The organism is Nonomuraea sp. NPDC050451, from assembly GCF_044458585.1.
Genome location: NZ_JBITHZ010000038.1, coordinates 36,771 through 58,758, shown reverse-complemented (window position 1 = coordinate 58,758; position 21,988 = coordinate 36,771). Strand labels below are relative to the sequence as shown.

Genomic DNA, 21,988 nt, shown 5'->3' with positions numbered 1-21,988 from the left:
TATGAGCTGCCACCGGGGGCATAGAAAGAATGGACTACAAGCTCACCCAGAAGAGCCAGGAAGCGCTCTCGGGTGCCATGCGGCGTGCCGCCGCGGAGGGCAACCCTGAGATCTCCCCGGCTCACCTGCTGACCACCCTGCTCTCCCAGACGGGCGGCACCGCCGCACCCCTGCTCGAAGCCGTCGGCGCCGACTGGCGCACGCTGCGGGCGCGGGCCGAGGAGCAGCTCGCGGCGCTGCCGAAGGCACAGGGCGCGACGGTGGGGGCGCCGTCGAGCTCCCGCCAGCTCCTCACGGTGCTCAACACCGCCGCCCAGCACGCCAACCGGCTCGAAGACCTCTACGTCTCCACCGAGCACCTCCTGGTCGGCCTGGCCGCCGACGGCGGCCAGATGGCCGAGCTGCTCAAGTCGCAGGGCGCGACGCCGCAGGCGCTGCTCGACGCGTTCGAGAAGGTGCGCGGGCACGCCCGCGTCACCAGCGAGACCCCTGAGGACACCTACCAGGCGCTGGAGAAGTACGGCGTCGACCTGACCGAGCGCGCCCGCGCCGGCAAGCTCGACCCCGTCATCGGCCGCGACTCCGAGATCCGCCGCGTCGTCCAGGTGCTCAGCCGGCGCACCAAGAACAACCCGGTGCTCATCGGCGAGCCCGGCGTCGGCAAGACCGCGGTCGTCGAGGGCCTGGCCCAGCGCATCGTGGCCGGCGACGTGCCCGAGTCGCTGCGCAACAAGCGGCTGATCTCGCTCGACCTGGGCGCGATGGTGGCCGGCGCGAAATACCGCGGCGAGTTCGAGGAGCGGCTCAAGGCCGTGCTCTCCGAGATCAAGGAGAGCGACGGGCAGATCGTGACGTTCATCGACGAGCTGCACACCGTCGTCGGCGCCGGGGCCGCCGAGGGCGCGATGGACGCGGGCAACATGCTCAAGCCGATGCTGGCCCGCGGCGAGCTGCGCATGATCGGCGCGACCACGCTCGACGAATACCGCGAGCGCATCGAGAAGGACCCGGCGCTGGAGCGCCGCTTCCAGCAGGTCTACGTGGGCGAGCCCTCGGTCGAGGACACGATCGCGATCCTGCGCGGGCTCAAGAGCCGCTACGAGGCCCATCACCAGGTGCAGATCGCCGACAGCGCGCTGGTGGCCGCCGCCGCGCTGTCCGACCGCTACATCACCAACCGCTTCCTCCCCGACAAGGCCATCGACCTGGTCGACGAGGCCGCCTCGCGGCTGCGCATGGAGATCGACTCCCGTCCCGTGGAGATCGACCAGCTCCAGCGCAACGTCGACCGGATGAAGATGGAGGAGCTGGCCCTCTCCAAGGAGACCGACGAGGCCTCCGTCCAGCGGCTCGAACGCCTGCGCAAGGAGCTGGCCGACCGCCAGGAGGAGCTCAACGCCCTCGTCGGCCGCTGGGAGCACGAGAAGGCCGGGCTCAACAAGGTCGGCGAGCTGAAGAAGCAGCTCGACGAGGCGCGCGGCGCCGCCGAGCGGGCGCAGCGCGACGGCGACTTCGAGGCCGCGTCCAGGCTCATGTACGCCGAGGTGCCCAGGCTGGAGCAGGCGCTGAAGGCCGCCTCCGAGGCCGCGCCGCCGGACAACGCCATGGTCAAGGAGGAGGTCGGGGCCGATGACATCGCCGAGGTGATCTCGTCGTGGACCGGCATCCCCGCAGGGCGGCTCCTGGAGGCGGAGACGGCCAAGCTGCTGCGCATGGAGGATGAGCTGGGCAGGCGGCTGATCGGGCAGCAGAAGGCCGTACAGGCCGTCTCCGACGCCGTACGCCGGAGCCGGGCGGGCATCGCCGACATCGACCGGCCGACGGGCTCGTTCCTGTTCCTCGGGCCCACGGGTGTGGGCAAGACCGAGCTGGCCAAGGCGCTGGCGGAGTTCCTGTTCGACGACGAGCGGGCGATGACCCGCATCGACATGAGCGAATACTCCGAGAAGCACAGCGTGGCCAGGCTCGTCGGCGCGCCTCCCGGCTACATCGGCTACGAGGAGGGCGGCCAGCTCACCGAGGCCGTCCGGCGGCGCCCGTACACGGTCGTGCTGCTGGACGAGGTCGAGAAGGCCCATCCCGAGGTCTTCGACATCCTCCTCCAGGTGCTCGACGACGGGCGGCTGACCGACGGGCAGGGCCGCACGGTCGACTTCCGCAACACGATCCTGATCCTCACCTCCAACATCGGGTCGCAGTTCCTCATCGACCCCAAGCTGGAGAACGGCGCCAAGCGGGAGGCCGTCATGGGGGCGGTGCGGAACGCGTTCAAGCCCGAGTTCCTCAACCGGCTCGACGACGTGATCCTCTTCGACGCGCTCGGCACGGAGGAGCTGGCGCAGATCGTCGACCTGCAGGTCGAGCGGCTGGCGCGGCGCCTGGCCGACCGCCGGCTGGCGCTGGAGGTCACGCCCGCCGCCCGCGAGTGGCTGGCGCTGACGGGCTACGACCCGCTGTACGGCGCCCGTCCGCTGCGCCGCCTGGTCCAGTCCGCCATCGGCGACAAGCTGGCCAAGGCCGTGCTGTCGGGCGTGGTCGTGGACGGCGACAAGGTCAAGGTCGACCTCGGGGACGACGAACTCCTGATCCAGCGCGCCTGACGGCGCTTCCCGGAGCCCGGGGACCCCGGTGGGGGCCCCGGGCTTCTGCGTGTCGTCCTTCGTCGTGGTTTCGGCACGTGGTGGCCCTGGTCGGCGTGTCATGTGCCGGTCATCCGGCCACGTCTTTGGTAAGGTCCGGTCCACTCTTCGGACAAGCCGCACGCCCGCGGCCGGCTGCGTGACTACGTTCAGCGTTCGTCAGATCACCGAAAACGATCAGGGACGTGAAGTGTCATCTCAGAAGATCCGGAGCATCATCGCGGTGGCCACTCTGACCGCGGGCATCACCTGGCTGGCCGCGACCCCCTCGACGGCCGGCTCCTGCAAGGGCGGGGAGCCCGCCCTGCTGTCGCCCAAGTCGGTCGCCACGTACTGTGAGGAGCGCACCAAGGTGCGCGTGGACGACGCCGACGCCGGCGCCGGCGCCGGCGGCGGCGGCAGCAGCAAGCTGGTCACCACCGAGAGCAACAAGCTCGCCATGGCGGCCGGGGAGATGGCCAGGCAGCTCGGCCTGACCGGGCTGGCCACCGGGCGCGAGGTGCTCGGCATCGCCGACCTGGGCGGCGTGGCGGCGACGTGGGGCATGCCCTCGCTGTTCTCGGCCTCGCCCGCGCTGTTCCCCATCGTGCCGGGTTCCGCCTCGATGAAGGATCTGGCGACCATGGCCGAGGTTCCCGCGCTCCCGGCCCTCCCTGAGCTCCCGCCGACGCCGCTGGTGGCCAAGCTGCCCGCCGAGATGTCGCTCGGGAACGCGGCTCCGTACCAGAACCGCATCGCGGGCGCCCCCGTCGAGTCGCCGCTGGCCCTGCGGAAGCCGGTCGCGGAGGTCGGGTCCCAGGTGGTCGACATCCTGCTGCCCAAGGCTGTGGAGAGCGTCGAGGGCACCTCGATGCTGCCGGGCGGCCAGCCCGCGGTGGACGGGTTCACGGGGCTGGCGCGGGAGCTGGGGCTGCGCTGATCCACCCGGTCGGGGCGCGGGCCATGCCTGCCGCGCCCGGCCTTCCCTGACCGGAGGGGCCGCGGTACGTACCCACCGCGGCCTCTCCGCCTCCCGTCCCGGGACACGCCGACCGTCCAAGGGACGTGCACCCCGCGGGACGAAGCCGTTGTCACACCGCGCCGCACGGGCGCCGTGCCCATGGCCGGGTCAGCCGGAGACGCCGGATCGGCCCCAGACGCGGCCCGACGGACGCGGAACCGCCCGCAGACGCCTCACGGCCGAGCCCACCCACAGCACGCCACACCACCGGACCGCGCCAAAGCCGCCCCAGGGGGCCTGAGCCGTCCTGGGAGGCGAGGCGGCCCGGGGTGGGGCCAGGTCCTCGCGCGGTCAGCGGGCGAGGGCGTCCAGTTCGTCCTCAGGGAGCCCGAGGTCGACCCGGATGCGGTAGCGGGTACGCAGGAGCGCCCCCTGCTCCGGATCGTTCTCGTCGCATCCCAGGACCGCCTGGGTGGCCCATTCGAGCCCTCCCTGGAGGTCCCCGTAGGCGACCAGCGTCTCGGCGATCGTGTGAGCGGTCGCCGTGGAGACGCCGCCCTCCGCGCGTATCGTCTCGATGACCTCCCTAGCCTCATCGGGCCGGTCGAGCTCGAAGAGCGTGTCGGCGATGCCGGCGCGGGGGTCGAAGCCCGCTTCGCCACCGTCCTCGACCGCGCGCTGGAAACACTCCATAGCGCGCGCCGGCTGGCCTGCCGCCCGCCATTCTTCGGCAGCGAGGACCAGGATGGACGCCCTGGAGACGTCGCCCGACGAATAGCCGAGGGCGACGTCGTATAGCCGACTGGCCAGGGAACTGTGGTCGTCGGCCAGTAGGGCCTGCTCAAGCAGACGATCAAGGTGCTCACGGGTCACATGCGCCACACCGCGAGACTACCGAGCCGGTCGGCGCTTTGCCCGGTCAATGCGCATCGCCGGTCAGTCACAAATTAGGTAACGCCGCGTCCAACAGTGCTGACTCTGAGCGTGTCCGCGCAGGTGACAGGGCATATACGGGTCGCTTTGCTGCTACGCGAGCAAGGGGGCTGTGATGGGCGTGTCCAAGCAGATGACCTTCACACTGGCCTGTGTCGTCGTGTTGGCGGCCCTCGTCCCCGGGGTGGCGGGCTATTTGTCGGCCCGACTGGAGGCCATCGAATCCGCGGAGCGCAGCCTGCATGCCCTGGAGGCCAGGCTGCACATCCGCGAGGCCAGGGAAGCCCGTCCCGCCTCGATGTCGTCGCCGTGCCTGCGGACGCCGGCCACCCCGCGGTTCCAGCAGGTGCCCGCGATCGCCCTGAGCGAGCACGGGAAGCGGGTGCCTGCCTGGCTGGCAGGCCTGATCAAGGAAGTGGCGGACTTCAAGCCGGACTAGCGGAGCGACCAGGACCGCAGCTGGCGCGACAGGAAGCCCCGGATCAGCTGTTTGGCCGCGTCGACGATCTCCGGCGAGCCCTTGGGGTCACGGCGGAAGGCCAGCTTGAGCACGGCGTCGCCCGCCTCGACCGCCACCAGCACGGCCAGGTCGAGCTCCGGGCTGTCCGCCAGCCCGAACTCCTTGAGCAACAACCCCCGCAACCGCCCCGCGATCACGGTGTTGTTGTCGGAGTCGGAGTCGAGCAGGTTGAGGTCGACGGCGTCGCCGAAGTGGAGGCTCTTGAAGCCGGGAACCGTCCTGTGCATGTCGACGTACTCGTCGATGATCGCGTCGATGGCCTCCCACCAGCCGCGATATTCCTCCGTCAGGAACCTGCGATCGACCCTCCGCACGAACTCCTCGACGTTGCGCCGGGTGAGCTCCTGCGTGACGGCCCGTTTGTCGGGGAAGAACTGGTAGATCGACCCGATCGCGACCCCTGCCCGCTCGGCGATGCGGGTGGTGGACAGGGCTTCGTATCCGGTCTCGTCGAGTAGCTCGGCGCACGCGTCGAGCATCCGCTCCACGCGGCGTGCGCTGCGGCGCTGGGCCGGCTGGCGCCTGAGTGCTCTGGGCTGAGCGCAATCATCATCGAGTTGCGGCGAGGACACCCAGTCATCTTCTCCCGGATGGGCGATCGTTACCTGCCGATTCCTGGATTTCCTATGGTTCCGCTCCAACGTGCGAGCGCGCGCATCGCGCCAGGCGAAATCCGGGAAAGGGCATACCCGATTTTCCCCTCCAGGTTGACCGGTACGACGGCCTGATTCCGGTGTACGGCCCGCAGAATGTGGGCGGCCACCCGCTCGGCGGGATAACCGCGCCGCGCCAGGCCCCGTACGGCCTCTTCGCGCAGGTCAGCGCCCACGTACGTGGCGTTGCCCGCGATCGGCGTCGAGACGAATCCCGGGCAGACGGCGCTCACCCCGATCCCGTGCCCGGCCAGCTCGGCCCTGAGGCAGTCGCTGAGCATCTTCACGGCCGCCTTGGAGGTCGAGTACGCGGGCAGCAGCCGGGACGGCGCGAACGCGGCCAGAGAGGCGACGTTGACGATGTGTCCGCCTTCGCCGCGCTCGACCATGGCGGCGCCGAAGAGGCGGCACCCGTGGATGACACCCCACAGATTGACGTCGATGGTCCTGCGCCAGTCGTCCACCGTATGATCAAAAAAAGACCCGGCGACGGCGATCCCGGCATTGTTCACCACAATGTCCGGCACTCCATATTGAGCGATGATATTTCGCGAAAAATCTTCCATTTGGTCGATATTCGATACGTCGACCTGCACCGCGTGCCCCGTACCCCCGAGGTCCTTGGCAATGGCGTCGGCGGCCCGCGCCGCCGAGCCGGCGTCGATGTCCGCGCACACCACCTCGGCCCCGTGGGCCGCGAACGCCCGCGCCGTCGCCAGCCCGATCCCGGACCCCGCCCCCGTGACCACCGCCAGCTGCCCGTCGAAGGCCCGCCGCGACCGCCGGGCGGCGGGGGCGACGTCGGCGAACTCGGCGATCATCCGGGCCACCGCCTCGGGACGGCTCCGGTGCGCCCAGTGCCCGGCCGCCACCTTCCGGTGCCGGAGCCTCGGCACCCACTGCCCGATCGAGGCCAGCAGCGCCGGGGTCACGAAGGCGTCCCGCGTGGCCTCGATGATCTGCACGGGCACGTCGCCCACGCCCGGATCGCCGTCCGTGCCCATGTTCCGCCGGTACATCCAGAGCCCGTTGCGCCCGTCCTTGGCCAGCGTGGTCGCCGGATGCCCCGGCCGCGGCGAGATCCCCTCGCGCCGCAGCGTACGGAAGATGATCCCCGGCATGACCGAGCCCCACGCCAGCTCCGGCACCGCCGGGACCTGAAATGCCCCGATATACCAGGACTTGATGCGTTGCGCCGTGACGTCCCGCCGCTTCCCGCGCCGCAGGAAATGAGCGGTCTGCCGCAGCCCCGGCCCGCCCAGGCTGGTGAAGGACGCGATCCGTTCCCGGAGCCCGGCCCGCCCGAGGGCCTCCCAGCCCTGGAGCGACCCCCAGTCGTGCCCCACCAGATGCACCCGGGACGCGCCCACCGCCTCGATCACCGCGCCGAGGTCGGCGATCAGGTGGTCGAAGCAGTAGTCCCGCCGGTCCCGCGGCGCCGTGGACTCCCCCGCCCCGCGCACGTCGTACCGGACGACGTGGTAGCGGTCGCGCAGGAGCGCGGCCACCTCGTCCCAGACGCGGTGCGTGTCGGGATAGCCGTGGAGCAGCAGTACCGTGGGGTTCGCCGGGTCGCCTTCCTCGAAGACCGCCAGCCGCACGTCACCGGACTCGACCCATCGCATCGCGACCTCCTATTGGACAGATCGTCAAATAGCGTAGATCCTTCAGGGGCGCGCGACCAGCCCGGCGCAGGAGCGCAACGCCTTCCAGTCCGCGACCGCCTGGGTCCGCGCGGGCCCCGTCATCGGTACGGGCACGCCGCCTTGGATGGTGGCCGGGGTCCAGCTGTCCTTGAGCACCTTCCGCCCGTTGATGGTCAGCGTCAGGACGCCGGTCCGGCCCGTGGTGCCGGGGGTGGAGTTGTAGAAGACGAAGTTGCCCATGCCGTAGTTGACGTACGCGTTGTCCAGGTACCCGGATCCGAGCAGGATGTGCGCGTGCCCGCCGACCACCACGTCGGCGCCCGCCTTGATCAGTTTGGGGGCCAGCGAGAGCTGCGCCGGGTTCGGGCACTTCTGCATCTCGGTGCCCCAGTGCAGGTGGACGATCACGGTGTCGGAGTTCTTCCGCGCCTGCCGCACGGCCCGCAGCAGGCTGACCTCGTCCTTGGCCGAGGCGAGCCCGCCCTTGTCGGCAGTGGCCGTCCACGACTGGATGAACTCCGCGTCGAGCACCTGCGTGGCCCCGATGACGGCCACCCGGTTGCCGTTCACGGTCCTGCGGAACGGCCGGTACGCCTGCGCCGCGTCCTTCCCGATCCCCACCACGGGGAACTTGCTGCTTCTGATCGCCGCCAGCGTGTCCGCCAGACCGGTCTCCATGTAGTCCATGCCGTGGTTGTTGGCCATGGACACGACGTCGACCCCGGCCGCCTTCAACGCGGCGAAGGCGGTCGGCGGCGCCCTGAAGGTGAACTGCTTCCCTGGCGCGGGCGTCCCGCCGGTGGTGATCGCCGTCTCCAGGTTCACCATGGATAAGTCGGACTTGCGCAGCACGCTCGCGATCGGCCCGAGCGCCGTGCCCGGGTTGGCCAGCCGTCCCCGCAGCATCCCCTCGAAGTGCACGTCCCCGCCGAAGGAGATCGTGTACGGCCGCCGCTTCGGCTTCGGCTTCGCCGCCGGCGACTCGGCCACCTGCTGGTCCACCTGCTTGCTCTGCGGCTCTTTCTCGGGCGCGGATGAGCAGGCCACCAAGGACGCGGCGACGGCGAACAACGGGAGGGCACGGGGGAGTCTCATCTGCCGCCACTTCCGCTCGAATCCGGTCGTTTAGGGATCGAGCATGCCATGTAGGGCGGATTACCGCGCGGGCTGCCCCTTCTCCAGCAAGATGCGCATCGCCTCCCGGGTCGCGTCGTCCATCGGCGTGTAGACGATCAGCCGGATCTCGGCCACGGCCGTGAGGCTGGTCGTGCTGAAGCGCAGCTCCCCCAGCTCCACGTGCTTGAACCGCTTCACCCTCGGCCCCGGCTCGGCCACGTCCTGCCTGGCCCACAACCGTGCGAACTCGGCGCTCTCCGAGCTGAGCCGGCGTACGAAGTCCTGCCAGCACGGGTCGTCCACGTGGCGGCTGTAGGCGCCCCTGAACACCGCCACGGCCCGCCCGAGCTCCTGGTCGCGGTTGAGCAGCAGGGTCGTGGGGGCGGGGGTGAGGCAGGTGTACCAGAGCGAGTTGCGCTCGCCCTCCGGCGCGCTGACCAGCTCGGGAAACAGGGCGGCGTAGGCGGCGTTCCAGGCCAGGGCGTCGCACCGGCTGTTGGCCACGGCGGCGGGCATGTCGCCGAGCCGGTCGAGGATCTGCCGCATCTCGGACGTCACCTGGCCCGAGTCGGTGTCGGCCGGGGTCTGCGCCTGGCCCGCCAGGCGGTAGAGGTGCTGGCGCTCGGCGGTGTCGAGCCTGAGCGTACGGGCGATCGCGTCCAGAACCTGGGTGCTGGCGTTGATCGGGCGGCCCTGCTCCAGCCACGTGTACCAGGTCACGCCGACGCCCGCGAGCTGGGCGACCTCCTCCCGCCGCAGGCCGGGCGTCCGCCTGCGCGGCCCCGGCGCGAGGTCGACCATCTCGGGGGTGATCCGCTCGCGACGCGTACGCAGGAACGCCGACAGATCGGTGCGCTTTGCCTCTGCCACGTTCATGTCTCCACTATGGGACGAAGCCCAAGACCTTATCCAGTTACCGTCAATACCAGTATAAGTGGGCTCTCGTTACTGGTACTGGATCCCCGGCAGACTGCTACACATGACGCAAACTGCCGCTATCTCCCCCACTGTGGACACCAAACCACAGGAAGGGACCCGGGCCAGCGGCCTGCTCCTTGCGATCATCCTCGTGGGGCAGTTCCTGGCCATCCTGAACGTCAACATCGTCAACGTGGCCACCCCGACCATCGAGTCCGACCTGCACTCCTCAGGCGCCGGGCTGCAGATGATCGTCGCCGGATACACCATTGTCTATGCCGTCCTGTTGATCACCGGAGCCAGGGTCGGCGACCTGTTCGGCTACCGCAACGCGTTCCTGGGCGGGCTGGCGCTGTTCACGCTGACCACGCTCGGCGCGGGCCTGGCGCCTTCGACGGGCTGGCTGGTGGCCGCCCGCCTGCTGCAGGGCGCCGGGGCGGCGATGATGATGCCGCAGGTCCTGACGTTGATCCAGCGCAACTACCACGGCGCGGCCAGAGGCCGGGCGATGGGTTTGTGGTCGCTGGTGATCAGCGGTGGCATCGTGATCGGCCAGGCTTTCGGCGGGATCCTGCTGGGCCTCGGCGCGGGCTGGCGAGTGGTGTTCCTGGTGCTGGTGCCGATCGGCGCGCTGCTGCTGGTGGCCGGGATCAAGGTGCTGCCCGCCGACGAGGGCGGCGGCCGGACGGGCCTCGACCCGTGGGGCCTGGTCTCCCTGTCCGCGGCCGTGCTCCTGTTCGTCGTGCCGCTGGTCCTGGGCCGCGAGCTCGGGTGGCCGGTGTGGGGCTGGGTCTCGATGGCGCTGAGCGTGGTGACGTTCTTCGCGTTCGTCCGCATCGAGCGGTGGGTGACGGCCCGCGGCGGGCGTCCTCTGGTGGACGCGCAGGTGCTGCGCGCGCCCGGCATGCGACCGGGGCTGGCGATCCTGCTGTTCGGCCCGGCGACCTGGGGCGCGTTCCTGTTCACCTCGGCCCTGCACCTGCAGGGCGAGCTGCACCTGACGCCGCTGTCCTCCGGCATGATGCTGGTGCCGTGCGCGCTGGCCTTCGGCTTGGTCGGGCTCGCCTGGCCGCGCCTGCCGCTGCGCCTGCAGCGCCCGCTGGTGCCCTTCGGCTACGTGGTGGCCGCCCCCGCCTACCTCGGGCTCGGGCTCGCCGCCGGCGGCGGGCTGCCGTACGCGGTCATGAGCGCCCTCGTCGGCGCCGGGCTCGGCGTGCAGGTCGCGGTGACGAACATGGCGACCGAGCAGGTCGACGACGCCTACGCGGCGGACGCGAGCGGCGCGTTGCTCACCGTGATGCAGCTCGGGCAGGTCATCGGCGTCTCCACGGTCGGAACGCTGTTCATCTCGCTGAGCCAGGGCCACGGCACGGTGTCCGCCTCGCTGGTGTCCTCCATCGCCATGGCGGGCCTCGCCGTGGTCGCGGGACTGAGCTCACTCTTCCTCGTACGGCGCCGCGTACCGGCCCGCGCATGAACCGGGCCCCGGGAATCTCCCCACAATAGCGAGACGGCCCGCGCCCCCGGGTAAAGGGGGCGTGGGCCGTCTTATGCACTCCGAGAAAAGATTTCTCCGAAAGAAATCTCGACCCGCAAAATATCCCTGAGCCGTCCTGCCGCGCGAGAAAATGCTGCGGCGGTCACGGTTTTTCAGGCACCTGGTACGAGTGCGGCCAAGTCGAACTCGCCCTCACGCACTCCCGCGGTGAAGGCGGCCCACTCCTCAGGAGTGAAGACGAGAACGGGCCCGTCCTGCTCCTTGCTGTCCCTGAGCGCGACGTTGCCGTCGGCCAGGGGGGCGACCTCGACGCAGGCCGATGCGCCGTTGCAGAATCTGCTCTTCCGCCAGGCGGCCGCCGTAGTGTGGATGTACATTCTCTCCCCAAATGCGTAAAGGGGCTCCGTTGCCCCTTCCTGAGGTCTCGCCGCTAGCGTCTCCACAGCATGGCTTTCCGCTGGATGAGCACGCGCGATTCGTCCTCATCCAGAGCCTCCGACTTGATGTGGTCGAAAGCCGCTTCATATCCGGCCACACGTTCGAGATCATCGACGAAGTGAGCAGTATACAACTGCTCTAGGTAGACAACATCGTCAAATGCCGCAAACTTCAGATGAATAAACGCACCGGTGTTGACCGGGTGCAATGAGTCCAGGGTCAGGACGTGGATGCTGACGTGCGGCAGCAGGGAGACCTCCAGGAGATGCTCCATCTGCTCGCGCATGACCGAGGGCTCACCGAAGCGGCGTGTCAGCGCCGACTCGTCGAGAACCACGGTCAGCTCGCAGGGATCCGCCCGATGCAGGACCCGCTGCTGCCTGTCGAGGCGGGCTTCGACCCGGCTCCTGACACCGCTGTGCGTGATGCGCGCGATGCCACGAGTCGCCAGGATGACCTCCCTGGCATAGTCCTCGGTCTGCAAGGTGCCAGGCACGATCTGGGGTTCCCAGTTGCGCTGGAATTTCGCCTCGGCCTCCAACCCGAGGAATCTTGTGTACTCCTCGGGCAGGGCGTCCTCGTAATCTTCCCACCAGCCGCGCTGCTCCGCATCCCGCAACAGGCCGAAGAGCTCGTCAAGTTTCTCCTCGTCCGCGCGGTACAGCTGCGCCATGACCTTGATGTCGTCGGCGCTGGGCATGGTCTTGGCGGCCTCGATGCGGCTGACCTTGCTGGGGGACCAGCCGAGCTCGCTGGCCGCCCTGGCCCCGGTGAGCTTCTTCCGCTCCCGGAGAAGGCGCAGCTCCTGACCGAGCCGGAGCCTGCGTACAGTCGGACTGCCCTGCTGCGATGGCACCGCCACTCTCCTTGTCGGGAATGAAGGTGTAGCCGGTGGGAATCGTTTGGGGCCCGGCTTTTGGGGCCGTTCGCCCAATCTTACACTGCAAGTTGCATGTGGAGTGCCGCCCGTCCTTGCCAGAAGGCTTTCATGGGGAGAGCGTAGGGGCAAGACGAAGTACAGCCAGGGGTGGGTCTGGGGTGGAACATCTCCTGCGACACGCCGTGCATGACACTTCTGGTGCAAGTTGCACGGCAAGAGGTGAAGAAATGTAAATCTTCCCTTGCTGAAAGCCTTGCAGCATCGCAGACCTAGGGGGACGATCGGTTCCAGGAGGGTTCTCGAGTGGTGAGGAGGCCGGAGATGACGACACGGCCGTACACATCGGGCCTTCCGTCCTCGATCGCGCGGCCCCGCCCGGGCCGCCTCGCCGGCAACGTCGCCGCCCCGGATATGAAACTCCGCCCCAGGGAGGCCGCTTGCCGGAAGGACTTCGGAATCGCCTGAAGAACTCAGCGAGAATCCGCTCATTCGAGCCTGGAAAAAACCGGGCCGCGGCTGACCACCAGCGCGCCGCATTAGGGCTGCCACCCTGCGGCGAGACCGGTCATCAGCCGTCGGTCCGGCGAAGAAGCCACCTCTGAAAATGCCGCGAAAGGGGTCTTCTCATGTACTCACAAGGTACCAAGGGACTCGCCCGAATCAAGTGCCGGATCCGAGAGCTTATGGCTTGGGCCGATCGCGAGATCTGCATGGAGCCCGACGAGTTCGCCCACCACGTGGGCTGGACCGTCAGCAGGACCGGGTTCGGCTCCCGTCGCTACCGCGACCCACGGTTCGACCAGCTCAGCGTGCCACAGCGCGTGACTGAGGAGGTGTCCTGACGTGCCGAGGAATCCGCGCAACCAGATCTACCCCGCCAACGAGGACCTTCCCGCCGCCGGCCGCGGCGGGCCGCTGGTCAGGCTGTGGCGGGTCCGTACCGAGCTGATGCTGCTGGCCGCGCTGGCGCTGCTCGCGCTGGCCCTGCTGAACGCCACGCAGGAGGGCCGGTGGTTGCCGTTCGTCCTGCTGACGAGCGCCGTCTCGGTGCCGGCCGTCACCAGGACGGGGCGCAACTGGGTGAGCGCCCACTTCTGGTGCGTCGTCTCCAGGCACCGCCTGCACCGGGTCTGCCTGGAGACCACGATGCACACCAGGGCCGGGCGCATCCCGCTGGTGCTCTGGATCACGCCGACGACCACGGGTGAGAAGGCGCTGATCATGACCAGGGCCGGCATCTCCGCCGAGGAGTTCGAGGCTTACAGCGAGGAGATCGCGGCCGCCTGCTGGGCCAGGAGCGCGAACGTCTACCGGCACCGGCGCCGGGCGCAGCTCGTGATCGTGGAGATCGTCAGGCGCGACGAGGTTCCGGGAGTGACCTCTCCCGGACTCGACCGGCTGTACGGCAGACAGGCCTGGATCTCGCTGAGACCCGACCTTGAGGAGCCGCCTGATCGGCGCGCACAGGTCGCGCTGGCAAAGGCGGGCTGAGGGACCTGGGGGAATCCGGGACATTTCCCCGGGTGGGAAGCCCCGGAGACCGCGGGGGCTCCGGGGCTTCCCCATGTGCGCGGTACGGGCCAAGATGAGTTCAGCTGGCGAACTCAGGAGCTCGTGATGACGTCGACCGTCCACCGGACTTGTCCCCTCTGCGAGGCCGTCTGCGGCCTGACGCTCACCCTCGACGAGGGCGGGCACGTGACCAGCGTCCGCGGCGACAAGGACGATCCGTTCAGCAAGGGGTTCATCTGCCCGAAGGGGGCCAGCCTCGGCCGGCTCGACGAGGACCCCGACCGGCTGCGCAAGCCGCTGATCAGGGAGGGCGACCTGTGGCGCGAGGTCGGCTGGGAGGAGGCGTTCGCCGCCGTGAAGGCGGGCCTCGACCGGGTCGCCGACCGCCGGTCCGTCGCGATCTACCTCGGCAACCCGAACGCCCACAGCATGGCGGGCGCCCTGTACGGCGCGCCCCTGATCAAGGCGCTCGGCACCCGCAACGTCTACTCCGCCAGCACCGCCGACCAGATGCCCAAGCACGTCGCGAGCGGGCTCATGTTCGGGCACCCGCTGGCCATCCCGGTCCCCGACCTGGACAGGACCGACTACCTGCTGATGCTGGGGGCCAACCCGCTGGAGTCCAACGGCTCGCTGTGCACCGCGCCGGACTTCCCCGGGCGGCTGAAGGCCCTGCGCGGCCGCGGCGGCCGGCTCGTCGTGGTCGACCCGCGCCGTACGCGCACCGCCGCGCTGGCCGACGAGCACGTCTTCGTCCGCCCCGGCACGGACGCCTACCTGCTGTTCGGCATCGTCCACACGCTGTTCGCCGAGGACCTCGTGACGCCCTCGCACCAGGTCAACGGGCTGGCCGAGGTGCGCGAGGCGGCCAAGCACTTCCCGCCGGAGGCGGTCTCCGGACGCACCGGCGTGCCCGCCGAGGTGATCGTGCGGCTGGCCAGGGAGCTGGCGGGCGCCCGTACGGCCGCCGTCTACGCCAGGATCGGCACCTGCACGGCCGAGTTCGGCACGCTGGCCCAGTGGCTGGTGGACGTGCTGAACGTGCTCACCGGCAACCTCGACCGGCCGGGCGGCGCCATGTTCCCCAAGCCCGCGACGGAGTTCGGGGTACGACGCAAGCCATACGCAGTGGGACGGTGGAGGAGCCGCGTCAGGGGGCTGCCGGAGAGCAACGGCGAGCTGCCGGTGGCCACGCTCGCCGACGAGATCGAGACGTCCGGCGAGGGGCAGGTCAGGTTCCTGGTCACGGTGGCGGGCAACCCCGTGCTGTCGGCGCCCCACGGGGCCAGGCTCGACGCGGCCTTCGGGCGGCTCGACTTCATGGTGAGCGTGGACCCGTACCTCAACGAGACCACCAAGCACGCGAACGTCATCCTCCCGCCGCCGCGGATGCTGCAGTCGGGCCACTACGACTTCGCACTGCTCGGGTTCGCGGTCCGCAACTACGCCCGCTACTCGCCGCCGCTGCTGCCGCTGGACGGGCAGCCCTCCGAGGCCCAGATCCTGGCCAGGCTGGCCATGATCGCCTCGGGTCTGGAGGGAGACCTGGACGAGTTCGTGATCGGCGAGATGCTGCGCAAGGCCACCGAGACGCCCGGCTCCGGGGTCGAGGGAAGGGACGTGGCCGAGCTGCGCGCCGAGCTGGAGGGCGAGACCGGCGGCGAGCGCCGGCTGGACCTCATGCTCAAGCTCGGCCCCTACGGCGAGTGGGCCGGCAAGGGCGACCTGTCGCTGCGCAAGCTGCTCGACAACCCGCACGGCCTGGACCTCGGCCCGCTGGAGCCCCGGCTCGGCGAGGTGCTGAAGACCGCCTCGGGCCTGATCGAGCTGGCACCGCCGCAGATCGTCGAGGACGTGGAACGGCTGCGCGGCAAGCTGGACGAGGACCCGCCGGAGATCGTCCTGATCGGGCGGCGCCACCTGCGCTCCAACAACAGCTGGCTGCACAACGTGGGCCCGCTGGTCGGCGGCAGCAACACCTGCACGCTGCAGATCAACCCGGCCGACGTGACCAGGCTCGGGCTCGACGGCGAGGCGGTGGTCCGCTCCGCGAAGGGGCAGCTCACGGTGCCGCTCGAACCGACCGACACGATCATGCCGGGCGTGGTCAGCCTGCCGCACGGCTGGGGCCACGCGGGCAGCTCACAGAGCGTGGCGGCCGAGCACGCCGGGGTCAGCGTCAACACGCTCACGGACGAATCCACCATCGACGTACTGAGTGGTAACGCAGTGTTCAACGGAGTTCCGGTCACGATTTCACCAACCGGGGTGATCATCGCACAATAGGGTGTCGCGCGTGACTATCGCGCCAGAAGAGGACCGCCTGAACGCCCAGATCGCCTTCGCCATCGAGATCGACAAGTTGAAGCGGATCATCCGCCGCAACCATTTGATGGACGGCTCGCGGCGGGAGAACACCGCCGAGCACTCCTGGTACGTGGGCACGTTGGCGATGATCCTCGGCGAGCATGCCCCACCCGGGACCGACCTGCAACGGGTGGTGGCCATGTTGCTCGTGCACGACCTGGTCGAGATCGACGCCGGCGACACGTTCATCTATGACCCCGTGGAGGTGGCCGCGCAGGAGGGCGCCGAGCGTGCCGCCGCCGACCGCATCTTCGGCCTGCTGCCCGCCGACCAGGGGCAGTGGCTGCGGGAGCTGTGGGACGAGTTCGAGGCCAGGAAGACGCCGGAGGCCAAATTCGCCAAGGCGCTCGACCGTTTCTCCCCGATCCTGGCCAACCACCTCACCGAGGGTGGCACGTGGCCGCTGTTCAAGGTCAAGGCCGCGCAGGTCAGGGAGAAGGTGCGGATCATCGAGGAGGGCTCGCCATCCCTCGGCGCGTACGCGCTGGAGCTGGTCGAACTCTCCGTGGCCAGGGGACACCTGTCCGAGTGATCCCCACATGGGCGGGGTAGGGGACTTGTCGTGAAAGAGGAAGTGCGAGCGAAACGTCGGCCGTTGCGGGGTTTGGCCGGGCCGGTTGCTCTCGCCGACCGGCTCGAGAAGTCCAAGGCCCTGGACACGCCGATCAGAGTGCTGGCCAAGGCCGTACGCCAGCGCATCCGCCCTGGCCGGCTGCGTGACCTGCTGCACGGTGTGCCCACGGGCAAGCCGCTGCACCCGCCGCTGGCCACGGTCAGCCTGGGCTGCTGGCTGTCCGCAGCCGTGCTTGACCTGACCGACGGCGATCCGCGGGCCGCGCGCGTGCTGCTGGTCACGGGCATCGCCAACGCGCTGCCCACGGCGGCGGCCGGCCTGACCGACTGGTCCTCTCTCCACCGCGAGCAGCAGCGCGTGGGCTTCGTCCACATGCTGTCGAACGTGACCGCGCTGGGCCTGTTCTCCGCCTCCCTGCTGGCCCGGGTACGCGGGCGCGAGCAGATGGGCCGCTCCCTGACCCTGGCCGGGCTCGGCCTGGCCGGGCTCGGCGGCTATCTCGGCGGCCACATGGCCTACCGGCAGGCGGCCGGGGCCAACCACGCCCCGCAGGTCGCCCACCTGGTGCCGCTGGGCTGGCACGACCTGTGCCTGCTCAGGGACCTGCCGGAGGGCCGGCCCGTCGCGCGGCGGCTCGGCTACATCCAGCTCTTCGTGCTGCGCCAGGGCGAGGCCGTGACCGTGCTCGCCGACCGCTGCCCGCATCTGGCCGGCCCGCTGCACCAGGGCAGGCTGGTCATGGAGAACGGGGAGGCGTGCGTGGTCTGCCCGTGGCACGGCAGCACGTTCAGGCTGGCCGACGGCTCGGTGCGGCACGGTCCGGCGACCGCCCCCGCGCCCATGTTCGAGACGCGGATCCGGCGTGACGGCACGCTCCAGGTGCGGCCGGGGTTGACCTGAAGTTCGCTTGAGGTTCTACCGTCGGCCTCATGAGCACGATTCTGGTGACCGGCGCGACCGGCAATGTCGGCAGGCATGTGGTGTCCCAGCTCGCGGAAGCGGGGCTGGAGGTCCGGGCCCTCGTCAGGGACCCCGGACGGGCGAGGCTGCCCGAGCGGGTGGAGGTGGTGCGCGGCGACCTGTCCGCGCCCGAGACGCTGGAGCCTGCGCTGAAAGGCGTGGAGAGCGTGTTCCTGCTGTGGCCTCATTTCACGGCGGACGGCGCCGCGGAGGTGGTCACGGCAATCGCCGGGCACGCGCGGCGCGCGGTCTACCTGTCGGCCAACGTGGCGGACGAGCCGGTGACGCACTACCACAAGATCGAGCGGCTGATCCGGCATTCGGGGCTCGGGTGGACGTTCCTGAGGCCCGGCGGCTTCGCGGCCAACACACTGGGCTGGGCCGGGCAGATCAGGCAGGGCGTGGTGCGCTGGCCGTACGGGCAGGCTTCGAGGCCCTTGATCCACGAGCGGGACATCGCGGCCGTGGCCACGCACGTGCTCACCTCGGCCGGCCACAACGGCGCCACCTACGTGCTGACCGGCCCGGAGCTGCTCACCCAGGCCGAGCAGGTACGTGTGATCGGCGCGGCGACCGGGCGCGAGGCGCGCTGGGAGGAGCAGCCGCTGGAGGAGGCCCGCGAGCAGCTCATGGCCGCCTGGGGGAACGCGGCCTTCGTGGAGGGCGCGCTGAAGGCGTGGGCGGGCTTCGTGACGGCTCCCGAGCAGGTGACCGACACCGTGGAGCGGCTGCTCGGCAGGCCCGCGCTGACGTTCGGCCAGTGGGCGGAGGACCACCGGGCCGACTTCAGCTGACCTCGTCCGCGGGGTGCTCCACGAGGGCCAGGATGCGGCTGGACATGAACCTGGCCGTGCGCACCGGCGTGCCGGCGCGGGTGACCTCGCTCACCTCGACGAGCCCCCGCCTCGTGGTCACGTCGACCCGCCGCCCGGCGCGAGTGGCCCTGATCTCGTAAGTACGCGGTGTTCCTCCGGCATCAATGACGATCTCTACCCAGTCGCCCTTCATGTACGAATTCATACCCGCGAACGCGGCATTTTATCCGTACACCAGTACGAAAATAGCCGCAATACCGACGCAGACGATGATCCCCCGAAGCACGGGCGCCGGGATGCGCCGCCCCGCCCTGGCACCCAGGAAGCCGCCCGCCACCGCGCCCGCGGCCACCCCCGCCACGGCGAGCCAGTCCACGGGCGCGACCACGATGAACAGCGCGGCGGCCACCGCGTTGACGATCAGCGCGAGGACGTTCTTGGCCGCGTTCACCCGCTGGAGGTGGTCGTCGAGGAAGCTGCCGAGCAGCCCGATCAGCAGCACGCCCTGGGCCGCGCCGAAGTATCCGCCGTAGACCCCGGCGGCCAGCACGCCGAGCCACAGCTCCAGACCTCCGTGCGGGTGCGCGTGCTGACGCCGGTCGGCCAGCCACCGGTTGAGCCTGGGCTGCGCCACGACCAGCAGGCAGGCCAGCGCGATCAGCGCGATGACGACGACCTGGAACACCGACGGGTCCAGGAACAGCAGCAGGATCCCGCCGGCCAGCGCGCCCAGGGCCGAAGCCAGGCCCAGGCGCAGCAGGCGTTCGCGCTGGCCCCGGAGTTCGGGGCGGTAGCCGTACGCGGCCGTGAACGAGCCCGGCACGAGCCCGATGGTGTTGGAGACGTTGGCGGTGACGGGATCGACGCCGATCGCCAGCAACGTGGGGAACGTGATCAGGGAGCCGGACCCGACCACCGCGTTGATCGCACCGGCCACCACCCCGGCCGCGCAGACCGCGGCCAGTTCCCACCCCGTCACGAACCCTCCTTACACGTCCGGGCTCTTAGGGGGTGTGAAGAGGCCGCCCAGATTCTCCAGAACTTTGCCCATTTCTGATGGGACGATCCAGATTTTATTGGCATCGCCCTTGGCGATCTCGGGCAGGGTCTGCAGGTACTGGTAGGCGAGCAGGTGCTGGTCGGGCCGCCCCTCGTGGATGGCCTTGAACACCATGCCGATCGCGTCCGCCTGGCCCTTGGCGCGCATGGCCTGGGCCTCGGCCTCCGCCTGCGCGCGCAGCACGGCCGCCTCCGCCTCGCCGCGAGCCCGCAGCACGGCCGCCTGCTTCTCGCCCTCCGCCTGCAGGATCGCCGCCTGGCGCTGGCCCTCCGCGGTCAGCACGGCGGCGCGCTTGTCGCGGTCGGCGCGCATCTGCTTCTCCATCGAGTCCTGGATGGAGGAGGGCGGGTCGATGGCCTTGAGCTCGACCCTGTTGACCCGGATGCCCCACTTGCCCGTCGCCTCGTCGAGCACGCCGCGCAGCGCGGTGTTGATGTCCTCGCGCGAGGTCAGCGTGCGCTCCAGGTCCATGCCGCCGACCACGTTGCGCAGCGTCGTGACCGTGAGCTGCTCGACGCCGACCAGGAAGTTCGCGATCTCGTACGTGGCCGCCTTCGGATTGGTGACCTGGAAGTAGATGACGGTGTCGATGGACACGACGAGGTTGTCGGAGGTGATCACCGGCTGCGGCGGGAAGGAGACCACCTGCTCCCGCAGGTCGATCATGTCCTTGATGCGGTCGATGAACGGCACCACGAGGTTGAGCCCCGGGGTCAGCGTCCGGTGGTAGCGCCCCAGGCGTTCGATGATGGCGGCCGTGGCCTGGGGGATGATGCGGACCGTGCGGGCCACTCCGAAGCCCACCGCCGCGACCACGACAAGGGCGACGATGAGCTGCTCGACGGACATGGCGACGCTCCGAAGTCGAGGGGACCGACTCCGTAGATCCTATTTCCTTTCCGCTTTCGGCGGCTTTTATGTGAATAAATAGGGATCAGTGGGCGCGCGCGTACCAGCGGCCCTCGGCGCTGCGCTCCAGCGAGAGCGGCACCCCGAACGTCTGCGACAGGTTGTCGGGCGTCATCACGTGCTCCAGCGGCCCCTGCGCCACCACCGAGCCATGCCTCAGCAGCAGCCCGTGCGTGAACCCGATCGGCACCTCTTCCACGTGGTGCGTCACCAGCATGAGCGTCGGCGAACGGTAGTCGCCCGCCAGCACCGAGAGCCGGCGCACCAGGTCTTCGCGCCCGCCCAGGTCGAGCCCGGCCGCGGGCTCGTCGAGCAGCAGCATCTCGGGGTCGGGCATGAGGGCGCGGGCGATCTGCACCCGCTTGCGCTCCCCTTCCGACAGCGTGCCGAACCGCCGCCTGATCAGGTGGGCCGCGCCCATCATGTCGATCAGCTCGACGGCCCTGGTCACGTCGTTGGAGTCGTACTCCTCCGTCCAGCGGCCCATGATCCCGTACGAGGCGGTCAGCACGAGGTCGATGACCTTCTCCTCCGGCGGGATGCGCTCGGCCAGCGCGGAGCTCGCCAGCCCGATCCGCGGGCGCAGATCGAAGACGTCCGCCTGTCCCAGCCGCTCCCCGAGCACCTCGACCAGACCCTCGCTCGGGTAGAGCAACGTGGCCGCGACCTGCAGCAACGTGGTCTTGCCCGCGCCGTTGGGGCCGACGACGACCCAACGCTCGTCGGCGTTGACCGTCCAGTCGATGCCGCGCAGCAGGGCCGCTCCGTCCCGCCTGACGGCGACGTCCTGGAGCCGCAGCACCTGACCACCCATCCCCGATACCTCCTTAGGAGTCACGCTCGGGACAAACCTATTGCAGGGCGAGCGCATATCGTGGATCGGTGCGCCCTGAATCGCCTGTCTGTCCCTCCCTGGTCGCCTGGGGCAACGCCTGGCTCGCCGGTCACGTAGGCCTCGACGAGGCGGCTGACCACGTGGAAGCCGCCGGCGGTCCCACCGTGGCCGACGACGTCCCGTTGCGTAAATACCTCGCAAACCTGCGCTCCGACGGCCTGCGCGAGCTCCGGCTCGCGCTGCCGGCGCCCGGCGATCCGCTGGGGCTGTCGGGGCCGGCGCCGTTCAACTCGGCCGCGGTGGACGCCGGCCAGGCCGCCATCGCGGTGCTCGACGGCCGCAACCTCGGCCTGGTGCCGACGTCCGACCTGCGCGGGTCGTCCTATGTCGGGGTACGCCTGGAGATCCACGACTCCGGGCCCGTACGCCATGATCTGCCGTCGCTGGCGGAGGCCGAACGCGAGCTGTCGGAGGCCATGCGCTCGGCCACCGACGCGCTGTCCGGCATCGAAGGCCCCATGCAGTCCCGCCCCTCGTCCGTCGGGCACCAGGGCGGCGAGCTGGCGCCCGGCTACCCCGCGCGGGCGCACCGCGTCTCCGCCCTGGCCACGCGGCTGGCCACCGTGGTGCGGCTGGCCGACGAGCGCGGGCTCACGTCGGGGCAGATCGCCGTCCGCGCCACGGCCCTGCGCGAGCTGGACCGGGCGGTACGCCGTGCGCTCGTGGCCGCGCATCACGCGATCTTCGAGCCGCTCAGGAGCTCGTAGCCGGCCCG

At 70.0% G+C, this 21,988-nt stretch carries 22 protein-coding genes; 11 read left to right on the top strand and 11 right to left on the bottom strand.

The window, feature by feature from the left end:
- Positions 1-29 precede the first annotated feature (29 nt).
- Together clpB and ACIBI9_RS55505 are read left to right on the top strand one after the other, a co-directional pair.
- Positions 30-2,600, top strand: coding sequence for an ATP-dependent chaperone ClpB (gene clpB / locus ACIBI9_RS55510; RefSeq protein ID WP_397235517.1), 2,571 nt, complete (start codon positions 30-32; stop codon positions 2,598-2,600).
- A 262-nt stretch (positions 2,601-2,862) separates the two neighbouring features.
- Positions 2,863-3,558, top strand: a complete 696-nt coding sequence (locus ACIBI9_RS55505) for a hypothetical protein (RefSeq protein ID WP_397235516.1) — start codon at positions 2,863-2,865, stop codon at positions 3,556-3,558.
- A 372-nt stretch (positions 3,559-3,930) separates the two neighbouring features.
- On the opposite strand, the gene ACIBI9_RS55500 is transcribed toward ACIBI9_RS55505, so the two are convergent.
- On the bottom strand, positions 3,931-4,461 hold the full coding sequence (locus ACIBI9_RS55500) for a tetratricopeptide repeat protein (RefSeq protein WP_313044179.1): 531 nt from the start codon (positions 4,459-4,461) through the stop codon (positions 3,931-3,933).
- Positions 4,462-4,627: 166 nt separating this feature from the next.
- On the opposite strand from ACIBI9_RS55500, the gene ACIBI9_RS55495 reads away from it, so the two are divergent.
- Positions 4,628-4,951, top strand: coding sequence for a hypothetical protein (locus ACIBI9_RS55495; RefSeq protein WP_397235515.1), 324 nt, complete (start codon positions 4,628-4,630; stop codon positions 4,949-4,951).
- Here the strand turns inward: ACIBI9_RS55495 and ACIBI9_RS55490 are convergent.
- The 4 genes from ACIBI9_RS55490 to ACIBI9_RS55475 all read right to left on the bottom strand — a co-directional run bounded on the left by ACIBI9_RS55490 (position 4,948) and on the right by ACIBI9_RS55475 (position 9,323).
- Entirely contained in the window at positions 4,948-5,511 is a 564-nt protein-coding gene (locus ACIBI9_RS55490) for a TetR/AcrR family transcriptional regulator (protein WP_397235567.1), read from the bottom strand. The two genes, ACIBI9_RS55495 and ACIBI9_RS55490, sit on opposite strands and share 4 nt — an antisense overlap.
- A 122-nt stretch (positions 5,512-5,633) precedes the next feature.
- The gene (locus ACIBI9_RS55485) at positions 5,634-7,310 is read right to left on the bottom strand and encodes an SDR family oxidoreductase (RefSeq protein ID WP_397235514.1); all 1,677 of its coding nucleotides are present in this window, start codon (positions 7,308-7,310) and stop codon (positions 5,634-5,636) included.
- Between the two features lie 42 nt (positions 7,311-7,352).
- Entirely contained in the window at positions 7,353-8,426 is a 1,074-nt protein-coding gene (locus tag ACIBI9_RS55480; protein ID WP_397235513.1) for a CapA family protein, read from the bottom strand.
- A 60-nt stretch (positions 8,427-8,486) separates the two neighbouring features.
- Entirely contained in the window at positions 8,487-9,323 is an 837-nt protein-coding gene (locus ACIBI9_RS55475) for a helix-turn-helix transcriptional regulator (protein WP_397235512.1), read from the bottom strand.
- Between the two features lie 103 nt (positions 9,324-9,426).
- On the opposite strand from ACIBI9_RS55475, the gene ACIBI9_RS55470 reads away from it, so the two are divergent.
- Positions 9,427-10,842: an MFS transporter gene (locus ACIBI9_RS55470; protein WP_397235511.1), complete on the top strand. Its 1,416-nt coding sequence runs from the start codon at positions 9,427-9,429 to the stop codon at positions 10,840-10,842.
- A 173-nt stretch (positions 10,843-11,015) separates the two neighbouring features.
- Here ACIBI9_RS55470 and ACIBI9_RS55465 read toward each other — a convergent pair whose 3' ends face one another.
- Both ACIBI9_RS55465 and ACIBI9_RS55460 read right to left on the bottom strand, forming a co-directional pair.
- Positions 11,016-11,240, bottom strand: coding sequence for a DUF397 domain-containing protein (locus tag ACIBI9_RS55465; protein WP_387572517.1), 225 nt, complete (start codon positions 11,238-11,240; stop codon positions 11,016-11,018).
- Positions 11,241-11,293: 53 nt separating this feature from the next.
- The gene (locus ACIBI9_RS55460; RefSeq protein WP_397235510.1) at positions 11,294-12,157 is read right to left on the bottom strand and encodes a helix-turn-helix domain-containing protein; all 864 of its coding nucleotides are present in this window, start codon (positions 12,155-12,157) and stop codon (positions 11,294-11,296) included.
- Positions 12,158-12,864: 707 nt separating this feature from the next.
- On the opposite strand from ACIBI9_RS55460, the gene ACIBI9_RS55455 reads away from it, so the two are divergent.
- The 6 genes from ACIBI9_RS55455 to ACIBI9_RS55430 all read left to right on the top strand — a co-directional run bounded on the left by ACIBI9_RS55455 (position 12,865) and on the right by ACIBI9_RS55430 (position 18,388).
- Complete coding sequence (locus ACIBI9_RS55455; protein WP_364253693.1) at positions 12,865-13,023, top strand: hypothetical protein; 159 nt, start codon at positions 12,865-12,867, stop codon at positions 13,021-13,023.
- Between the two features lies 1 nt (position 13,024).
- Positions 13,025-13,672, top strand: a complete 648-nt coding sequence (locus tag ACIBI9_RS55450; RefSeq protein ID WP_397235509.1) for a hypothetical protein — start codon at positions 13,025-13,027, stop codon at positions 13,670-13,672.
- A gap of 126 nt (positions 13,673-13,798) precedes the next feature.
- Positions 13,799-15,979: a molybdopterin-dependent oxidoreductase gene (locus tag ACIBI9_RS55445; protein ID WP_397235508.1), complete on the top strand. Its 2,181-nt coding sequence runs from the start codon at positions 13,799-13,801 to the stop codon at positions 15,977-15,979.
- A 1-nt stretch (position 15,980) separates the two neighbouring features.
- The gene (locus ACIBI9_RS55440; RefSeq protein ID WP_397235507.1) at positions 15,981-16,592 is read left to right on the top strand and encodes an HD family hydrolase; all 612 of its coding nucleotides are present in this window, start codon (positions 15,981-15,983) and stop codon (positions 16,590-16,592) included.
- 63 nt (positions 16,593-16,655) lie between these two features.
- Positions 16,656-17,534, top strand: coding sequence for a Rieske 2Fe-2S domain-containing protein (locus ACIBI9_RS55435; RefSeq protein WP_397235506.1), 879 nt, complete (start codon positions 16,656-16,658; stop codon positions 17,532-17,534).
- 29 nt (positions 17,535-17,563) lie between these two features.
- Entirely contained in the window at positions 17,564-18,388 is an 825-nt protein-coding gene (locus ACIBI9_RS55430; RefSeq protein WP_397235505.1) for an NAD(P)H-binding protein, read from the top strand.
- Here ACIBI9_RS55430 and ACIBI9_RS55425 read toward each other — a convergent pair.
- From ACIBI9_RS55425 to ACIBI9_RS55410, 4 genes are all read right to left on the bottom strand, one after another.
- A complete protein-coding gene (locus ACIBI9_RS55425) occupies positions 18,381-18,602 on the bottom strand; it encodes a hypothetical protein (protein ID WP_397235504.1) in 222 nt (73 codons plus the stop codon). The genes ACIBI9_RS55430 and ACIBI9_RS55425 overlap by 8 nt on opposite strands.
- A gap of 30 nt (positions 18,603-18,632) precedes the next feature.
- Complete coding sequence (locus ACIBI9_RS55420; protein WP_397235503.1) at positions 18,633-19,388, bottom strand: sulfite exporter TauE/SafE family protein; 756 nt, start codon at positions 19,386-19,388, stop codon at positions 18,633-18,635.
- Positions 19,389-19,397: 9 nt separating this feature from the next.
- Entirely contained in the window at positions 19,398-20,318 is a 921-nt protein-coding gene (locus ACIBI9_RS55415; protein WP_397235502.1) for an SPFH domain-containing protein, read from the bottom strand.
- 85 nt (positions 20,319-20,403) lie between these two features.
- Complete coding sequence (locus ACIBI9_RS55410) at positions 20,404-21,192, bottom strand: ABC transporter ATP-binding protein (protein WP_364253715.1); 789 nt, start codon at positions 21,190-21,192, stop codon at positions 20,404-20,406.
- Positions 21,193-21,260: 68 nt separating this feature from the next.
- On the opposite strand from ACIBI9_RS55410, the gene ACIBI9_RS55405 reads away from it, so the two are divergent.
- Positions 21,261-21,980 (top strand): hypothetical protein, encoded by a 720-nt coding sequence (locus tag ACIBI9_RS55405; RefSeq protein WP_397235501.1) that lies wholly within the window; start codon positions 21,261-21,263, stop codon positions 21,978-21,980.
- Positions 21,981-21,988: the final 8 nt, after the last annotated feature.